The organism is Conexibacter sp. W3-3-2, from assembly GCF_009707605.1.
Classification (GTDB): domain Bacteria; phylum Actinomycetota; class Thermoleophilia; order Solirubrobacterales; family Solirubrobacteraceae; genus Paraconexibacter; species Paraconexibacter algicola.
The window spans coordinates 132,903-149,236 of the sequence record NZ_WLYW01000001.1; the positions used below are offsets into that span (position 1 = coordinate 132,903).

Annotated in this window: 13 protein-coding genes and 3 pseudogenes; 9 read left to right on the forward strand and 7 right to left on the reverse strand. The window is 73.2% G+C overall.

All coding sequences use genetic code 11. The features are described from left to right. Positions 1-48: 48 nt before the first annotated feature. Positions 49-1,517, reverse strand: a pseudogene (locus tag GKE82_RS30480) (NAD-dependent malic enzyme). A gap of 60 nt (positions 1,518-1,577) precedes the next feature. On the opposite strand from GKE82_RS30480, the gene GKE82_RS00680 reads away from it, so the two are divergent. Genes GKE82_RS00680 through GKE82_RS00690 form a run of 3 tightly spaced genes read left to right on the forward strand, consistent with a single transcriptional unit; the run spans position 1,578 to position 5,563 of the window. Next, the gene (locus tag GKE82_RS00680) at positions 1,578-2,477 is read left to right on the forward strand and encodes an oxidoreductase (protein WP_154732013.1); all 900 of its coding nucleotides are present in this window, start codon (positions 1,578-1,580) and stop codon (positions 2,475-2,477) included. 46 nt (positions 2,478-2,523) lie between these two features. Then, positions 2,524-5,118 carry a DNA polymerase I gene (gene polA, locus GKE82_RS00685; protein WP_154732014.1) on the forward strand — a complete coding sequence of 865 codons (2,595 nt, stop codon included), beginning with the start codon at positions 2,524-2,526 and terminating at the stop codon, positions 5,116-5,118. A 1-nt stretch (position 5,119) separates the two neighbouring features. Continuing rightward, complete coding sequence (locus GKE82_RS00690) at positions 5,120-5,563, forward strand: DMT family transporter (protein ID WP_107569942.1); 444 nt, start codon at positions 5,120-5,122, stop codon at positions 5,561-5,563. 13 nt (positions 5,564-5,576) lie between these two features. On the opposite strand, the gene GKE82_RS00695 is transcribed toward GKE82_RS00690, so the two are convergent. The 4 genes and pseudogenes from GKE82_RS00695 to GKE82_RS31130 form a co-directional block, all read right to left on the reverse strand. Next, entirely contained in the window at positions 5,577-5,744 is a 168-nt protein-coding gene (locus tag GKE82_RS00695) for a DUF2256 domain-containing protein (RefSeq protein ID WP_196189001.1), read from the reverse strand. Continuing rightward, entirely contained in the window at positions 5,744-6,064 is a 321-nt protein-coding gene (locus tag GKE82_RS00700; RefSeq protein ID WP_154732015.1) for a hypothetical protein, read from the reverse strand. The genes GKE82_RS00695 and GKE82_RS00700 overlap by 1 nt, the downstream gene beginning before the upstream one ends. Positions 6,065-6,103: 39 nt before the next feature. After that, positions 6,104-6,985, reverse strand: coding sequence for a hypothetical protein (locus tag GKE82_RS00705; RefSeq protein WP_230316066.1), 882 nt, complete (start codon positions 6,983-6,985; stop codon positions 6,104-6,106). A gap of 191 nt (positions 6,986-7,176) precedes the next feature. Continuing rightward, positions 7,177-7,239, reverse strand: a pseudogene (locus GKE82_RS31130) (hypothetical protein); the annotation flags it as partial. 140 nt (positions 7,240-7,379) lie between these two features. Between GKE82_RS31130 and rpsA the strand changes: the two are divergent. From rpsA to GKE82_RS00720, 3 genes and pseudogenes are all read left to right on the forward strand, one after another. Next, positions 7,380-8,699, forward strand: a complete 1,320-nt coding sequence (gene rpsA, locus GKE82_RS00710; protein ID WP_154732016.1) for a 30S ribosomal protein S1 — start codon at positions 7,380-7,382, stop codon at positions 8,697-8,699. A 4-nt stretch (positions 8,700-8,703) separates the two neighbouring features. Next, positions 8,704-9,330 carry a dephospho-CoA kinase gene (gene coaE / locus GKE82_RS00715; protein WP_233243882.1) on the forward strand — a complete coding sequence of 209 codons (627 nt, stop codon included), beginning with the start codon at positions 8,704-8,706 and terminating at the stop codon, positions 9,328-9,330. 107 nt (positions 9,331-9,437) lie between these two features. Continuing rightward, a pseudogene (locus GKE82_RS00720) lies at positions 9,438-9,938 on the forward strand (lytic transglycosylase domain-containing protein); the annotation flags it as partial. Positions 9,939-10,160: 222 nt separating this feature from the next. Here the strand turns inward: GKE82_RS00720 and GKE82_RS00725 are convergent. Beyond that, positions 10,161-11,462, reverse strand: a complete 1,302-nt coding sequence (locus GKE82_RS00725; protein ID WP_154732017.1) for a sensor histidine kinase — start codon at positions 11,460-11,462, stop codon at positions 10,161-10,163. Positions 11,463-11,641: 179 nt separating this feature from the next. Between GKE82_RS00725 and uvrB the strand changes: the two genes are divergently transcribed. The 3 genes from uvrB (at position 11,642) to GKE82_RS00740 (ending at position 15,424) form a co-directional block, all read left to right on the forward strand. Further along, a complete protein-coding gene (uvrB, locus tag GKE82_RS00730; protein ID WP_309233301.1) occupies positions 11,642-13,666 on the forward strand; it encodes an excinuclease ABC subunit UvrB in 2,025 nt (674 codons plus the stop codon). A gap of 6 nt (positions 13,667-13,672) precedes the next feature. Next, the gene (locus GKE82_RS00735) at positions 13,673-14,458 is read left to right on the forward strand and encodes an A/G-specific adenine glycosylase (RefSeq protein ID WP_309233302.1); all 786 of its coding nucleotides are present in this window, start codon (positions 13,673-13,675) and stop codon (positions 14,456-14,458) included. A gap of 120 nt (positions 14,459-14,578) precedes the next feature. Further along, positions 14,579-15,424 (forward strand): DivIVA domain-containing protein, encoded by an 846-nt coding sequence (locus GKE82_RS00740; RefSeq protein ID WP_107569934.1) that lies wholly within the window; start codon positions 14,579-14,581, stop codon positions 15,422-15,424. Here the strand turns inward: GKE82_RS00740 and rarD are convergent. Next, on the reverse strand, positions 15,406-16,326 hold the full coding sequence (gene rarD / locus GKE82_RS00745; RefSeq protein ID WP_154732019.1) for an EamA family transporter RarD: 921 nt from the start codon (positions 16,324-16,326) through the stop codon (positions 15,406-15,408). The two genes, GKE82_RS00740 and rarD, sit on opposite strands and share 19 nt — an antisense overlap. Between the last annotated feature and the right edge of the window lie 8 nt (positions 16,327-16,334).

Consider the following 16,334-nt stretch of genomic DNA (forward strand, 5'->3'; position numbering starts at 1 on the left):
CACGCCCAGGGTACGGAGCGCGGACGCGCCCGGCTCAGACCGTCCCGCTCAGGACAGCAGCCGGTCCACGTCGCCGGCCGCGAAGCCGATCGCGTGGTCGTCGACGCGCGCCGCGCCGGTGCGGCGGGCCTCCTGCGCGACGGCCTCGGCGACCGCCGGGGCGACCTCGCGGTTGAACACCGAGGGGACGATGTAGTCCTCGCGCAGCTCGCTGTCGGGGATGATCTGGGCGATCGCGCGCGCCGCGGCCATCTTCATCTCCTCGGTGATCTGCTGGGCGCGGACGTCCAGCGCGCCGCGGAAGATCCCGGGGAAGGCCAGCACGTTGTTGATCTGGTTGGGGTAGTCGCTGCGGCCGGTGGCGATGATCCGCGCGTAGGGCGCGGCCTCCTCGGGGAGACCTCCGGGTTCGGGTTCGCCATCGCGAACACCATCGCGTCCTTGTTCATCTTCGCGAGCGTCTCGGCCGGGAAGATGCGGGCGCCGGAGAGGCCGATGAAGAGGTCGCAGCCGTCGATCGCGTCGGCCGGGGTGCCGGTGATCTTCTCCGGGTTGGAGTGCTCGGCGTACCAGCGCTTCATGCTGTTCATCGAGCCGTCCTGGTAGTCGGCGCGCTTGGTGCTCACGACGCCGCGCGAGTCCGCGCCGATGACGTGGCGCACGCCCGCCTCCATGAGGATCTTCGTGACCGCGACGCCGGCGGCGCCGAGCCCGGTCACGAGCACGCGCAGGTCCATGAGGTCGCGGCCGGTGATCTTGCACGCGTTCAGCAGGGCGGCGAGCGTCACGATCGCGGTGCCGTGCTGGTCGTCGTGGAAGACCGGGATGTCGAGCTCGGCCTTCAGCCGGTCCTCGATCTCGAAGCAGCGCGGCGCCGAGATGTCCTCGAGGTTCACGCCGCCGAAGGTCGGCGCGAGCAGCTTGACCGTGCGGACGATCTCGTCCGTGTCCTTCGTGTCGAGGCAGATCGGGAACGCGTCGACGCCCGCGAACTCCTTGAACAGGCAGGCCTTGCCCTCCATCACGGGCATCGCCGCCTCGGGGCCGATGTCGCCCATGCCCAGGACCGCGGTGCCGTCGCTGACGACGGCGACCGTGTTGCGCTTGATCGTGTACTGGAACGCCTTGTCGCGGTCGTCCGCGATGGCCTGGCAGACGCGCGCGACGCCCGGCGTGTACGCCATCGAGAGGTCGTCGCGGGTCTTCAGCGGCGCCTTGTTCGCCTGCTCGATCTTGCCGCCGACGTGCATGAGGAAGGTGCGGTCGGTCGTGTCGACCACGTGCGCGCCGTCGAGGCCCTCGATCGCGGCGGTGATCGCGTCCCAGTGGTCGGGGCCCGCGGCGTCGACGGTGATGTCGCGCACCAGCGTCTCGTCGGCGACCTCGACGAGGTCGACCGCGCCGATGACGCCGCCGGCGTCGCCGATCGCCGACGCCACGCGGCCCAGCATGCCCGGCTTGTGCGCGATCTCGACGCGGATCGTGAGGCTGTACTGGGCGGATGGGGTGACGCTCATGGGCGGCGAACTGTACAAGCGTCCGTGATCGCGGACGTTCCCGGTCGATACGGTCCAGGGATGAGCGCATGGACCGCGGCGGACCTGCCGCGACAGGACGGGCGGACCGTCGTCGTCACCGGGGCCAACAGCGGGATCGGACTCGTCACGGCGCGCGAGCTCGCGCGCGCGGGCGCCCGGGTCGTGCTGGCCTGCCGCAGCGTCGAGCGGGGGCGCGCCGCCGCCGCGACGATGACGGGGGACGTGGACGTCCGCGCGCTCGACCTCGCGGACCTCGGGTCGGTGCGCGGCTTCGTCGACGCGCTCGACGGCCCGATCGACGTCCTCGTCAACAACGCGGGCGTGATGGCGCTGCCCTACCGGCTGACCGCCGACGGGTTCGAGATGCAGCTCGGCACCAACCACCTCGGCCACTTCGCGCTGACCGGCCTGCTGCTCGGGCGGATCACCGACCGCGTCGTCACCGTCTCCAGCGGCTTCCACCGCCTCGGGACGATGGACTTCGACGACCTCATGTGGGAGCGCGGCTACCACCGCTGGAAGGCCTACGCGCGGTCGAAGCTCGCGAACCTGCTGTTCACGCTCGAGCTGCAGCGCCGCCTCGCCGCCGCCGACGCGCCGGTCCGCGCGGTCGCCGCGCACCCCGGCTACGCGGCGACGGGGCTGCAGGCGCACACCGAGACCGTCCAGGACCGCGTCATGGGCCTGCTCAACCGCGTCGTCGCGCAGTCGCCCGAGCGGGGCGCGCTGCCGACGCTCTACGCGGCGACCCAGGACCTGCCCGGCGCCGCGTACGTCGGGCCGGACGGCCCGGGGGAGATGCGTGGCGCGCCGCAGCTCGTCGGCATGAGCGGGGCGGCCCAGGACCCGGCGGCCGCGCGGCGCCTGTGGGACGCCAGCGAGGCGCTCACCGGCGTCACGTTCGAGTTCGCCGGCTCCGGCGTCGCCGCATCGGCCTGAGCCGCGCGGTCCGGGTCGGTCACGCCCGGCCGCTAGGTTGGGCGTGATGCCCGACGACCTGTTCCTCATCGACGGCAACTCGCTCGCCTACCGGGCGTTCTTCGCGCTCCCCGAGTCGATCGCGACCTCCACCGGGTTCCCGACGAACGCGATCTTCGGCTTCGCGTCGATGCTCGTGAAGATCATGACCGAGCACGGCCAGAAGCCCACCGTGGTCGTCTGGGACGCCGGGCACTCGGGCCGCAAGGAGGTCTACCCCGAGTACAAGGCGCAGCGGACCTCGCGCCCGTCGCTGCTGAAGCAGCAGTGGCCGCACCTCGAGGAGATCGTCGACGCGTTCGGCTACGCGAACGTGCGCGTGGAGGGGTTCGAGGCCGACGACGTCATCGCGTCGATCGCCGAGAAGGCCCGCCACGCCGAACCGCCGGTCCCGGTGACGATCGTCACCGGCGACCGCGACGCCTTCCAGCTGATCGACGACGACGGGCTCGTCACGATCATGGCCACCGCCCGCGGCATCACCGACACCAAGAGCTACGACCGGCAGGCGGTCATCGACCGGTACGGCATCCCGCCCGAGCTGATCCCCGACTTCTACGGGTTGAAGGGGGACACCTCCGACAACATCCCGGGCGTCCCGGGGATCGGGGACAAGACCGCCGCGACGCTGCTGCAGCAGTTCGGCGACCTCGAGACCGTGCTCGCCTCGATCGACGAGATCAGCGGCGCCAAGCGCAAGGAGAACCTGACCAACCACGCGCAGGACGCGCGGATCAGCCGCGACCTGGCCCGGATGAACCGGCAGGTCGAGGTCGACCTCGACCCGACCGAGGCGGCGGCGCGCGAGCCGGACCGCTCACGGCTGCGCGAGGTGTTCCGCGAGTTCGAGCTGCGCGACCCGCTGCGCCGCCTCGAGGAGGCGCTCGGCTCCAGCGAGGAGGCGGCGCCCGCCGCGCCCACCGAGTCGCAGGTCGGCGCCGTCGTGCGCGAGGCGACGCTCGAGGACGTCACGGCGCTCCCCGCGGGCGCCGAGGTCGCGATCGCCGTGCACGCCCCCGAGGTCGCCGAGGGCGAGCTGTTCGCCGCCGAGCCGACCTGGCGGTTCGGCGTCTTCCCGACGGCCGACGACGCGCGTGAGGTGCTCGTCGGCGAGGCCGCCCGGCCCGAGGACCTCGTCGCCGCCCTGGGCGACCGGCCGGTCGTGGCCCACGACGCGAAGGAGCTCGGCCTCGTGCCGCCCGGCCTCGCGCTCGACACGATGCTCGCCGCCTACCTGCTCGAGCCCGCCCGGCGCGGCTACCCGTTCGCCGAGCTCTGCGAGGAGCGCGGCTTCGGGACCGCGGTCGAGGACCCGGCGGGCGCCGCCGCCGTCCTCTGCGCGGCCCTGGCCGGCTGGCAGCGCGAGCAGCTCGCCGACCGCGGCCTGCAGGGCCTGATGGACGAGATCGAGCTGCCGCTCGTCGACGTGCTGCGCGCGATGGAGGTCGCGGGCGTCAAGCTCGACAAGCCGCGCCTCGCAGCGATCCGCGAGCGGGTGCACGACGAGATCGGGCAGCTCGAGCGCGAGGTCTGGGAGCTCGCGGGGGAGGAGTTCGTGCTCGGCTCCCCGCAGCAGCTCGGGCAGATCCTGTTCGAGAAGCTCGGCCTGTCGCGCAAGCGGCGCGGCAAGACCGGCTTCTCCACGGACGCCCGCGTGCTGCAGGCGATCCGCGACGAGCACGAGATCGTCCCCAAGATCGAGCGCTGGCGCGAGCTCAACCAGCTCGCCAAGACCTACCTGGACGTGCTGCCGAACCTCACCGACGAGGAGTCGCGGATCCACACGACGTTCCTGCAGGCCGTCGCGCAGACCGGGCGGCTCTCCTCGACCAACCCGAACATGCAGAACGTCCCCGTCCGCACCGAGCTGGGCCGCGAGATCCGCGGCTGCTTCGAGGCCGCCGAGGGCATGGTGCTGCTGAGCGCCGACTACGAGCAGGTCGAGCTGCGCGTGCTCGCCCACGCGGCGGGCGAGCAGGTGCTCAAGGACATCTTCCTGCGCGGCGAGGACGTCCACACCGCCACCGCCTCGCAGGTCTTCGGCAAGCCCGCCGAGGAGCTCACGCCGATGGACCGCTCCAAGGCGAAGATGATCAACTACGGCATCGTCTACGGCCTCAGCGACTACGGGCTCGCGGACCGGCTGAACATCCCGCGCGAGGAGGCCAAGGCGTTCATCGACACCTACCTCGAGCGGTTCCCGGCGGTCCACGCGTTCATGACCGGGACGATCGAGCAGGCCACCGACCAGGGGCACGTCACGACGCTGTACGGGCGTCGCCGGCAGATCCCGGAGCTGAAGGCGCGCAACTACCAGGTGCGCACGCTCGGCGAGCGGCTCGCGGTCAACACCGTCATCCAGGGCACGGCCGCCGACGTCATCAAGCTCGCGATGATCGGCGCGCACCGCGCGCTGCGCGAGGAGGGCCTGACGACCCGGCTGATCCTGCAGATCCACGACGAGCTGCTGTTCGAGGGCCCGCCGGAGGAGATGGAGCGCGTCCGCGAGCTCGCGATCCGCGAGATGGTCGCGCCGTGGCCGCACGACCCGCCGATGGCGGTCGCGCCCGGCGTCGGCACGACCTGGCTGGACGCGAAGTAGCGTGGACCGCTCGGCGGCCCTCGTGCTGACGGTGGTCGCCGGCGGCCTGATCGCCCTGCAGGCCCCGATCAACTCGACGCTCGGCCGCACGGTCGGCACGTTCCAGGCGGCGTTCCTCTCGTTCGCGCTGGGCACGGTGGCGCTCGCGTGCATCGCGGCGCTCGCCTCCGGCGGCCTGGACGCCATCCGCGACGCCCGCACGCTCCCCTGGTACTACGTGACCGGCGGGCTGCTCGGCGCCGTCTACGTCGCGTCGGTGCTCGTCACCGTCCGCGAGCTCGGGGCCGGCGGGGTCACCGCCGCGACGATCGCGTCGCAGCTGACGATCAGCGTGCTGATCGACCGCTTCGGCTGGCTCGGGGCCGAGCAGCAGCCGATCACCGCGACGAAGGTCGTCGGGATCGTGCTGCTCGTCGCCGGGGTCGGCCTCGTGGTGCGCGGCTGAGCCGGACGGCGGCTCAGCCGTCCGCGCCGCCGTCCTGCCGCGGCCCGGTGCGCCGGCACCGCTCCGAGCAGTAGCGCACCGACTCCCAGTCGCGCGCCCACTTGCGCCGCCACGCGAACGGGCGCCCGCACGTCGCGCAGACCTTCGACGGCAGATCGCCCTTGCGGCGCATCTTCGCCATCAGCGGGCCCGCGCCGCCAGCCGCCGCGCACGCCGGTCCCAGGCGCCGGTGAACCACAGCCACGACAGCAGCCCGAGCGCCAGCGACGGACCGGTCGGCAGCGCGCGGCCCGACAGCCGACGCGCGGCGAGCAGCGCGACGGTCCCGTGGACGGCGTAGAGCGCGTGCGCGGGCGCGGTCAGTGGCGCGTCGCGCGCCGGCACGCGCAGCGGCCACCACAGCCACGGGATCGCGTCGTTGAGCACGTCGCTGATCGCGTTGGCGGGCGCGTCCAGCGCGACGAGCGGGGTGCTGAGGCGGTCGGCGCGGGTCGGCGTCACGCCCGGGGTACGGGCGGGACGCCGGGGCGCGATCGCCGGCTACGCGGCGGCGACGACCGGCGGTGCGGCCGGGGCGCTGCCGAGCGGCGTGACGAAGCGGTCGCCGTGCGGGCCCTCCAGCGCGTAGGAGGGCGGCGCGATGTCGAGGTAGTGGTTGAACGCCCAGTGGATGACGCGGTCGCGGTCCATGACGTCCAGCACGGTGTCGAGGATCGGGTAGCGGTTCGTCCGGCCGACGAGGTGCTGCGTGCGCAGCAGCCAGCGGAACGCCCACAGGTGCTCGTCGCAGAAGGCCGCGTAGCGGTCGAGCGCCTGCGCGCGGGTCTGGCGGCCCTCGACGACCTTGCGGAGCTCGCGCCCGGCCGCCAGGCCGAAGTACAGCGCGGGACGGATGCCCTCGGCGGTGACCGGGAAGCAGTGGCCGGCGCTGTCCCCGGCGAAGAACACGATCCCGTCGGTCGGGGCGCGCATCTGGTGCGGGATCCAGTTGCCCTGCCAGCGGTCGGCGGGCTTCTCGAGCTCCTGCGCGAGCTCGACGGTCTGGCGCTTGACGTGCTTGTGCGGGTCGAACGAGCCGACGCCGATCCGCAGCTCGTCGCCGGCCGGGAAGTTCCAGGCGTAGCCCGCCTCGACGTACTTCGGGTCGAGCCACAGCTCGAGGTCCTCGTCGGAGCCCGGGGGTGGACCTCCAGGCCGCGGGACACGCGCGCGTTGGGCGGCGTGACCCGCTGCCCCGACTCGCTGAGGTAGCGCGGCCAGCCGAGGCTGTCGACGATCAGCGGCGCGGTCAGGTCGCCGCGGTCGGTGTGCACGGTCTCGCCGGTGCGGCCCTCGACCTTCGCGGTCTCGAACGGCACGTCGGGCGACTGCGCCTTGAGCAGGTCGCAGATCTCGCGGTAGTCGAACGTCGAGAACGACCACGGGAGGTGCCAGCGGTAGGTCTTCGTCGTGTCGCGACCGCCGAACGCGCGCGCTCGGTGGATGACGAGGTCGTCGAACGTCTGGCGGATCGCGCCGGTGAGCCCGAGGTTCTCGAGCCACTCGGTCGGCGCGGCGCACGCGGAGGTCTGCTTCTCGCCGATCTCGTAGCGGTCGATCAGCAGCACCCGGGCCCCGGAGCCGGACAGCTCGCGGGCCGTCGCGAGCCCGGCGAAGCTCGCGCCGCAGACGAGCACGTCGTACTCGCCGCCGAGGGGGTGCGGTCGTCGCCGCGCTTGGTCGCTCTGACGGGCATGAGGGTCCGGATTCTACGGCTCCGTCCCGCGGGTGGCCGGCAAGCGGCAGACCGCACCATCGCGCTACCCTTGCCGGACCAATGACCACCATCACTACCGACCCCACTACGGACGCGAAGGTCGTCGAAGGTTCTGACGGCCTGCTGCTCGAGATCGACGGGCAGATCGTTCCGAACTACGACGCCACCTTCTCGCCCTTCGAGGAGGGCGAAGTCGTCTCCGGCATCGTCGTCCGCATCGACAAGGACGAGGTCCTCGTCGACATCGGATACAAGAGCGAGGGGGTCATCCCCAACAACGAGCTCTCGATCCGCAAGAACGTCGATCCCAACGAGGAGGTCACCCTCGGCGAGGAGATCGACGCGCTCGTCCTCACCAAGGAGGACCAGGACGGTCGCCTGATCGTCTCCAAGAAGCGCGCCCGCTTCGAGAAGGCCTGGCGTCGCATCGAGGCCGCCGCCGAGTCCGGCGAGCCGGTCGAGGGTCACGTCATCGAGGTCGTCAAGGGCGGCCTGATCATCGACCTCGGCGTCCGCGGCTTCCTGCCCGCGTCGCTCGTCGACATCCGCCGCGTGCCCGATCTCGACCAGTACATGGGCACGACGATCGAGTGCAAGGTCATCGAGCTCAACCGCTCCCGCAACAACGTGGTGCTCTCGCGCCGCGCCGTGCTGGAGGAGGAGCGCAAGGAGCAGCGCCAGGAGATCCTGGACCGCCTGCAGCCCGGCCTCGTCGTCGAGGGCCAGATCTCGAACATCGTCGACTTCGGCGCGTTCGTGGACCTCAACGGCATCGACGGCCTCATCCACATCTCCGAGCTGTCGTGGTCGCACGTCAACCACCCGTCCGAGATCCTCAACATCGGCGACACCGTCGCGGTGAAGGTCCTCGACATCGACCGTGACCGCCAGCGCATCTCCCTCGGTCTCAAGCAGACCCAGGAGGACCCGTGGCAGCGCGTCGTCGACACGTACAACGTCGGTGACGAGCTCGAGGGCACCGTCACCAAGGTCGTCACGTTCGGCGCCTTTGTCGAGATCCTCGACGGCGTCGAGGGCCTCGTGCACATCTCCGAGCTCGCGGCGCACCACGTCGAGAACCCGCGCGAGATCGTCCAGCCGGGCGACGACGTGCGCGTGAAGATCCTCGAGATCGACTCCGAGCGCCGTCGGCTCTCGCTGTCGGTCAAGCGCGTCGAGGGGCAGGAGCTCCCGCGTCGCGAGTGGATCGACGACATCGACGGTGCCGGCGCCGGCAGCCTCGACGACGTGCCGGACCTCGGGCTCAGCGAGGACGTCTTCGCGGGCGAGGCCCCGGCCGCCGAGGCCCCGGCCGCCGAGGCCCCGGCTGCCGAGGCGGCCCCGCAGGACCCCGCTCCCGAGACGGACGAGCAGGCCTAGCAGCGTGTCGGACCCCCGCGCCGGGTCGGCGCCGGTGCCGTTCATCGGTCTCACCGGCGGACTGGGCGCGGGGAAGTCCACGGCGCTCGCCGCGTTGCAGCGGCTGGGCGCCGTGACCCTCTCCACCGACGCGGTGGTGCACGAGCTCTACGCCGACGACGAGGTCCGCGACCTCGTCGTGCAGCGCTGGGGCCCCGAGGTGGCCCCCGACGGCGTCGTCGACCGCCAGGCGGTCGCGCGCGCCGCCTTCGCCGCCCCCGAGGAGCGCCAGTGGCTCGAGCAGCTGCTGTGGCCGCGCGTCGGGGCGCGCGTCGTCGCGTTCCGCCAGGCGGCGCAGGACGCCGACCCGCCGCCCGTCGCGGCTGTCGTCGAGACGCCGCTGCTGTTCGAGGCCGGGATGGAGGGCGCCTACGACGCCACGGTCGCGATCACCGCGCCCGAGGAGGTCCGGGCCGCCCGGGCCGCCGCCCGCGGCCACGCCGCCGTGGACGAGCGCGCCTCCCGGCAGCTCACGCAGGAGGAGAAGGCCGCGCGCGCCACGCACCACGTCGTCAACGACGGGGACGTCGCGCAGCTCGAGGACCGTCTCGCCGCCGTGCTGGCCGCGGTCACCGCGGCGTCCGGCGCCTGAAGGACCGCCGCCGGCAGGAACGCCCGCCGGGGCGGCGTAGAGAAGGGGGACGGGCCTGAAGTCACGCAGACGTCGGGCCCGCACGTCAGACTCCGTGCTGCCGCCGCATGAGCCCGCGTCCCGCCACCGCCACCCACCGCGCCGCCCCGCGCCCCGCCCCGCGGGCCCGCACCGCCCAGCGGCGGCGCGTCGACGCGCTCGCGGCCCGGCGGGCGGCCGCCGCCCGCCGGCGCCAGCTGCGCCGGCGTCGTGCCGCGCTGGTGGTCACCGCGCTGCTGTCGCTCGCGGGGGGCGGCACGCTGCTCGCGCCGACGTTCAACGACGCGGTGCAGGAGATCACCCTGCCGCTGAAGCACGAGGACATCATCCGCCAGCAGGCCGCCGACAAGGGCCTGGACCCGGCGCTGATCGCCGCGGTGATCTTCGCCGAGTCGCACTTCCGCGACCAGACGTCCTCGGCCGGGGCGAAGGGCCTGATGCAGCTCACGCCCGCGACCGCGCACTACATCGCCGACAAGTCCGGCGGCGTCACGTTCGAGACCGGGGACCTCTCGACGCCGCAGGTCAACATCTCCTACGGCTCGTACTACCTGCGCTACCTGCTCGACAAGTACGAGGGGAACACGACGCTCGCGCTCGCCGCCTACAACGGCGGGGAGGGGGAACGTCGACCGCTGGCGCTCCGAGCGCGGCGGGCAGCTGCGCGTGCAGGACATCCCGTTCCCGGAGACCCGCACCTACGTCGCGAAGGTCCAGCAGGCCCGCCGCGACTACCGCACGAGCTACGCGGCCGAGCTCGGCCTGTAGCGGCGCGCGGCGCGCGCCCGCCGTCAGCCCGGGAGCCGCACGCGCACCGCGGTCCCGCGCGCCTGCGCGGACTCGACGACGAGCCAGCCGCCCGCGGCCTCGACCCGCTCGCGCGTGGACGCCAGGCCGATGTGCCCGTCGCCGACCGCCTCCTGCTCGCGGCCGTCGGCCATCCCGACGCCGTCGTCGACGACCTCGAGGTCGATCCAGCCGTCGGTCGCCTCGACGCGGACGACGACCTGGTCGGCGTCGGCGTGCTTGGCGGCGTTGGTGACGAGCTCGCGCACGAGCGAGAAGACGAGCTCGTCGTGGCGTCCGCAGGCGGCCTCGTCGACGTCGACCCGGGCCTCGAAGCCGGTGCGCTCGGCCTGCTCGTGCGCCAGGCGCGCGATCGCCCCGGCCAGGCCGCCGCTGGACAGCGTGATCGGGTGCAGCTGGCGGACCGTGCGGCGCAGGTCGCCGATCCCGTCGGCGAGGTTGCGCTGCGCGTGCAGCAGCGTCGCGCGGGAGGCGTCGTCCCGGGGCACGACCTCCCCGAGATCCTGGGCGGCCGCCAGCAGCGTCTGCAGCGCGTGGTCGTGCAGCGCCTCCGAGAGCCGCCGGCTGGCGCGCTCCTCGGCCGCGAGCGCCTGCGCGAGCAGACCGCGGCGCAGCGCGTACAGCTCGCTCGTGCGGGCCGCGGCCCGCACGCGGACGCGGCTGGCGAGCACGGCGATGACCATCGTGGCGGCGAGCGCGAGCGTGACGACCAGCAGGGTGCGGGCCGCGTCCCCGTCGCCGCGGGCGATCTCGACGATCGCGCAGGCGAGGAACGCCAGGTACGGGACGACCGGGAGCAGCCCGGTCTCGCGCGGCGTGTACAGGACCGTGAGGAGCGACGGGATGGCGATCAGCGGCACGGCGACGAGGCTGTCGGTCCCGCCGCTCAGCGGGAAGGCGGCGGCGACGAACAGTCCGTCGACGAGCGAGCACCACAGCAGCGGCAGCGGCAGCCGCCGGTGGCGCAGGACGCGGAGGTTCGTCCACACCGTCCAGGCGACGCCGAGGACGAGCAGGACCCACAGGCCGTCCTCGCGGGTCGGGCCGAGGAACGCGGCGGCCGCGGTGGCCGTGGTGAGGGCCAGGCGACCGCGCGCGAGCGTGACGGCGCCCTCCCGGCGCGTGAGCTCGTCGACGCTCCCGGGCTCCGCCGAGAGCCGCGCGGCGATCCCTGCGGCACGGCCGTGACCCGGGGCACGGCGGTCATGACGGACCGGGGCGGGGTCCGATGACGGCCCTGAAATCGGTGTGTCGCGTGCGGGTGGGATGGGTCGCGGCAGGCTCATCGTGCTGGCGCGGCCTCCTGCCGCCGGGTCCGGCTCCCTCGTCGTCCCACGTCCTTGCACCTTCGTCGTGCGGTGGACCCCCGCGCGGAGTGTCGCAGAAGCGGGGCGGACGGCACCTGCCCGCGTCGGGGCCGGCATCTAGGACAGGAACCGGTCGGGGCGCTCGCTACCCTCGGTCGGTGCCGCCCTTCCGCCTCGACTCGACGTTCAGCCCCGCCGCCGACCAGCCCCAGGCGATCGAGAAGATCGCCGCGGCCGTCGAGCGCGGCGACCGCTTCACGACGCTCCTGGGCGCCACCGGCACCGGCAAGACGATGACGATGGCCGCCACGATCGAGAAGCTCCAGCGGCCGACGCTCGTGATGGCGCACAACAAGACGCTCGCCGCCCAGCTGTGCAACGAGTTCCGCACGTTCTTCCCCGACAACGCGGTCGAGTACTTCGTCTCCTACTACGACTACTACCAGCCCGAGGCGTACGTCCCGAGCCGCGACCTCTACATCGAGAAGGACTCGGCGATCAACGAGGAGATCGACCGGCTGCGCCACGCCGCCACCGCCGCGCTGTTCGCCCGCCGCGACGTCCTCATCGTCGCGTCGGTCTCCGCGATCTACGGCATGGGCTCGCCCGAGACCTACGACGAGAACCTCCAGACGCTGCGCAAGGGGGAGGAGATCGACCGCGACGCGCTGCTGCGCAAGCTCGTGTCGATCCAGTACGTGCGCAACGACACCGCGCTCGGCCGCGGCTCGTTCCGGGTCCGCGGCGAGTCGCTGGAGATCTTCCCCGCCTACGCCGAGTCCGCCTACCGCGCGACGCTGTTCGGGGACGAGGTCGAGCGGCTGCAGCACTTCGACCCGCTCACCGGCGAGTTGCTGCAGGACGACCTCGAGCACGTCTCGATCTGGCCCGCGACGCACTACAACGTCAAGGAGGGGCAGATCGAGGCCGCCGTCGCCGAGATCGGCCGCGAGCTGAACGAGCGCTGCACCGAGCTCGAGGCGGAGGGCAAGCTCCTGGAGTCCCACCGGCTGCGCCAGCGCACGCAGTACGACATGGAGATGCTCAAGGAGATGGGCTTCTGCAACGGGATCGAGAACTACTCGCGGATCCTCGATGGACGGCGGCCCGGCGAGCGGCCGTACTGCCTCGTCGACTACTTCCCCGACGACTTCGTCGTGTTCCTCGACGAGTCCCACCAGACCGTGCCGCAGATCGGCGGCATGTTCGAGGGCGACCGCTCGCGCAAGCAGACCCTCGTCGACTACGGCTTCCGGCTCCCGTCGGCGATGGACAACCGCCCGCAGAAGTTCGACGAGTTCCTCTCGATCACGCCGCAGATCGTGTTCGTCTCCGCCACCCCCGGCCAGTACGAGCGGCGCAACAGCGGCGAGGTCGTCGAGCAGATCGTCCGGCCGACCGGGATCGTCGACCCGCACATCGACGTCCGCGAGACGAAGAACCAGATCGACGACCTCATGAACGAGGTCCGCACGCGGGTCGAGAAGGAGGAGCGCGTCCTCGTCACCACGCTGACGAAGAAGATGAGCGAGGACCTCACCGACTACCTGCTGGAGATGGGCTTCAAGGTCCGCTACCTCCACAGCGAGGTCGACACGCTCGAGCGCATCCAGATCATCCGCGACCTGCGGCTCGGCGAGTACGACGTGCTCGTCGGCGTCAACCTCCTGCGTGAGGGCCTCGACATCCCCGAGGTGTCGCTCGTCGCGATCCTCGACGCCGACAAGGAGGGCTTCCTGCGTGGGGAGACCTCGCTCATCCAGACGATCGGCCGCGCCGCGCGCAACGCCGACGGCACCGTGATCATGTACGCCGACAAGCGCACCGCCGCGATGGACGCCGCGATCTCCGAGACCGAGCGGCGGCGCGAGATCCAGCTCGCCTACAACGAGCAGCACGGCATCACCGCCGCGTCGATCGTCAAGGGCGTCAGCGACATCGCCGAGTTCCTCATGGCCGAGGGCAAGACGCCGAAGGGCCGCAAGCGCAGCGAGCGCAAGAAGCTCAAGACGGACGGGATGTCCGCCGGCGAGCTCGAGAAGGCGATCGCCGAGCTCGAGGAGGAGATGCTCGCCGCCGCCGAGGAGCTGCGGTTCGAGTACGCGGCCCGGCTGCGCGACGAGATCCGCGGGCTCAACCGGGAGCTCGCCACCGCGCGCAACAACGCGCCCGCCGGCGCCTGAGCGGGCGTGGCGCAGGCCGACCTGCACGCGGCCGTCCTGGACTGGTACGGCCGCGTCGCCCGGGACCTCCCGTGGCGCCGGACCCGCGACCCGTACGCGATCCTCGTCAGCGAGGTCATGCTGCAGCAGACCCAGGTGGCGCGGGTCGTGCCGCGCTACGAGGCGTGGCTCGACCGCTGGCCCGACGACGCGTCGCTGGCGGCCGCCCCGACCGCCGAGGTGCTCGCGGCCTGGGTCGGCCTCGGCTACAACAGCCGCGCGCTGCGCCTGCAGGAGGCCTGCCGCGTGGTCGCCCGGGACGGCTGGCCGCGCACCGCCGCCGGGCTGCGGGCGCTCCCCGGCGTCGGCCCGTACACCGCCGCCGCGGTCGCGTCGTTCGCGTTCGGCGAGCAGGTCGCGGCCGTCGACACGAACGTGCGCCGCGTCGCGCAGCGGCTCGGACGGGGGGAGCCCGAGGCGCTGTTGCCGCCCGGCCGGGCCGCGGACTGGAACCAGGCGATGATGGAGCTCGGCGCCACCGTCTGCCGGGCGCGCGACGCCGCCTGCGACGGCTGCCCGGTCGCGGAGCGGTGCGCCTCCGCGGGCCGGGTGCAGATCGCGCCGCGCGCTCGCGGCGGGACCCGCGAGCGGTTCGAGGACACCAACCGCTGGGCCCGGGGCCGGATCGTCGAGGCGCTCGCCGCAGGCGGGCCGCTGCCCGCGATGGACCCGGAGCGGCTGCGCCGCGCGCTCGACGGCCTCGTGCGCGACGGGCTCGTCGTGCGGGACGGCGACGACGTCCGCCTGCCCTGAGGTCGCCTGCCCCGAGGCCGGTCGGTCGCTGGCCGCGAGGCGGGGGCCCGACGCCGCGCGGCGCGCTAGGCCTAGCCCGCGCCCGCCACCCCGCAACGAAACCTCAGAGGTGAAGAAGGCTTGGCACTGGACCCGCAGTCCATCGAGAAGAAGGACTTCCCCATCGGCCGCCGCGGCTACGAGCCCGAGGCCGTCGACGCGCACCTCGCGGCGATCAGCGCCGAGGTCGAGCAGCTGAAGCGCGCCAAGGGCGCTCCCGCGTCCGCCGGCGCCGCGTCGCTGGCGCTCGCCGCGTCCGAGCAGGTCCGCTCGATCGTCGAGGCCGCCGAGTCCAGCGCCGCCGCCATCGAGGCTGCCGCGCAGGACGAGGCCGCCCGCATCCGCGCCGAGGCGCAGAGCGACGCGCAGGGCACCCGCGACGACGCGGTCGCCAAGAGCGCCGAGCACGTCGGCAAGGTCGCGGAGTCCACGCAGCTGATGCTGCAGCGGGTCGACGCGATGGAGAGCGAGCTGGGCGCCCTGATCGAGAGCCTGCGCACCGGGGCCAACCGGCTCAACGCGGACCTCACGCTGCTGCAGGGCAACATGGGCGAGCTCTACGGGGCCGCCGGCTCCACGGTGGAGCCGCTGCCGCCGGTCCCGGCGCCCGCACCGGTCGCGGCCGACCCGGAGCCCGAGCCCGCCGCCGCGGCGGCCGAGCCGGAGGCCGCGCCCGTCGAGGAGCCCGCGGCCGCCGAGGAGGCGCCCGGCCTGTTCGCCTCCACCGAGACGGCGGCGCCCGCCGAGGCCCCGAAGGCCGACGCCGCACCCGCCGAGGGCGGGGACGTCGAGGGCGCCCGGCTGATCGCGCTGAACATGGCGCTCAACGGCTCCAGCCGCGAGGAGACCGACACGTACCTCAGCGAGAACTTCGACCTCGCCGACCGGGCCGCGCTGCTCGACGAGGTCTACGCCACCATCGGCTGAGGCTCCGCGTCGCCGCCGGTCGCCGCTCGGCGCCCGGCGGCCGACGCCCGCAGCGCGTCCGCGCTGAGCACCACCAGCGCCGTCCACACGAGCGCGAAGCCCGCCCAGCGGGCCGCCGGCATCGTCTCCCCGGCGACCAGCCAGCCGATCAGGAACTGCAGGACGGGGGCGAGGTACTGCAGCAGCCCGACCGTCGACAGCGGCACCCGGGTCACGCAGGCCGAGAACAGCACGAGCGGGATCGCCGTCACGGGCCCGGCCGCCACCAGCAGCAGCGCATGCCCGACCCCCTCGGTGGTGAACGTGCCGTCCCCCCGGGCGGCGAGCACGCCGAGGAACAGCGCGGCAGGCCCGGCGAGCACGAGCGTCTCCACCATCAGGCCCTCCGCGGCCCCGACGTCCGCGAGCTTCTTCACGAGCCCGTAGCCGGCGAAGAGGACCGCGAGGCTGACCGCGATCCACGGGAACCCGGTCGCGGAGAAGGCGGCGAGGACGACCACCGCCACGGTGCCCAGCCCCAGGGCGGCCGTCTGCGCCGGCCGCAGCCGCTCCCCGAACAGCGCCAGCCCCAGGCCGACGCTCAGCAGCGGGTTGATGAAGTAGCCGAGCGCCGCCTCGATCACCCGGTCGGTCGTCACGGCGTAGATGTAGAGCCCCCAGTTCCCGGCGATCATCACCGCCGAGAGCGTCAGCAGGCGCAGGCGCCGCCGGTCCCGCAGCAGCGCCCCGACCGGGCCGAGCTGCCGCCGGAGCGCCAGGAACGCGCCGACGAACAGCAGCGACCAGCCGATCCGGTGGGCGAGCAGCTCGACCGGGCCCGCACGGTCGACGAGCGGGAAGTACAGGGGAAAGAGGCCCCACAGCCCGTAGGCGGCGACGCCGAACAGCACACCGGTGCGCATCCCGACAA

Coding starts and splice junctions, on each gene's coding strand:
- GKE82_RS00680 (WP_154732013.1), top strand. CDS start 1,578: ATGAGCGCATGGACCGCGGCGGACCTGCCGCGACAGGACGGGCGGACC.
- polA (WP_154732014.1), top strand. CDS start 2,524: ATGCCCGACGACCTGTTCCTCATCGACGGCAACTCGCTCGCCTACCGG.
- GKE82_RS00695 (WP_196189001.1), bottom strand. CDS start 5,744: ATGGCGAAGATGCGCCGCAAGGGCGATCTGCCGTCGAAGGTCTGCGCG.
- rpsA (WP_154732016.1), top strand. CDS start 7,380: ATGACCACCATCACTACCGACCCCACTACGGACGCGAAGGTCGTCGAA.
- GKE82_RS00725 (WP_154732017.1), bottom strand. CDS start 11,462: ATGAGCCTGCCGCGACCCATCCCACCCGCACGCGACACACCGATTTCA.
- rarD (WP_154732019.1), bottom strand. CDS start 16,326: ATGCGCACCGGTGTGCTGTTCGGCGTCGCCGCCTACGGGCTGTGGGGC.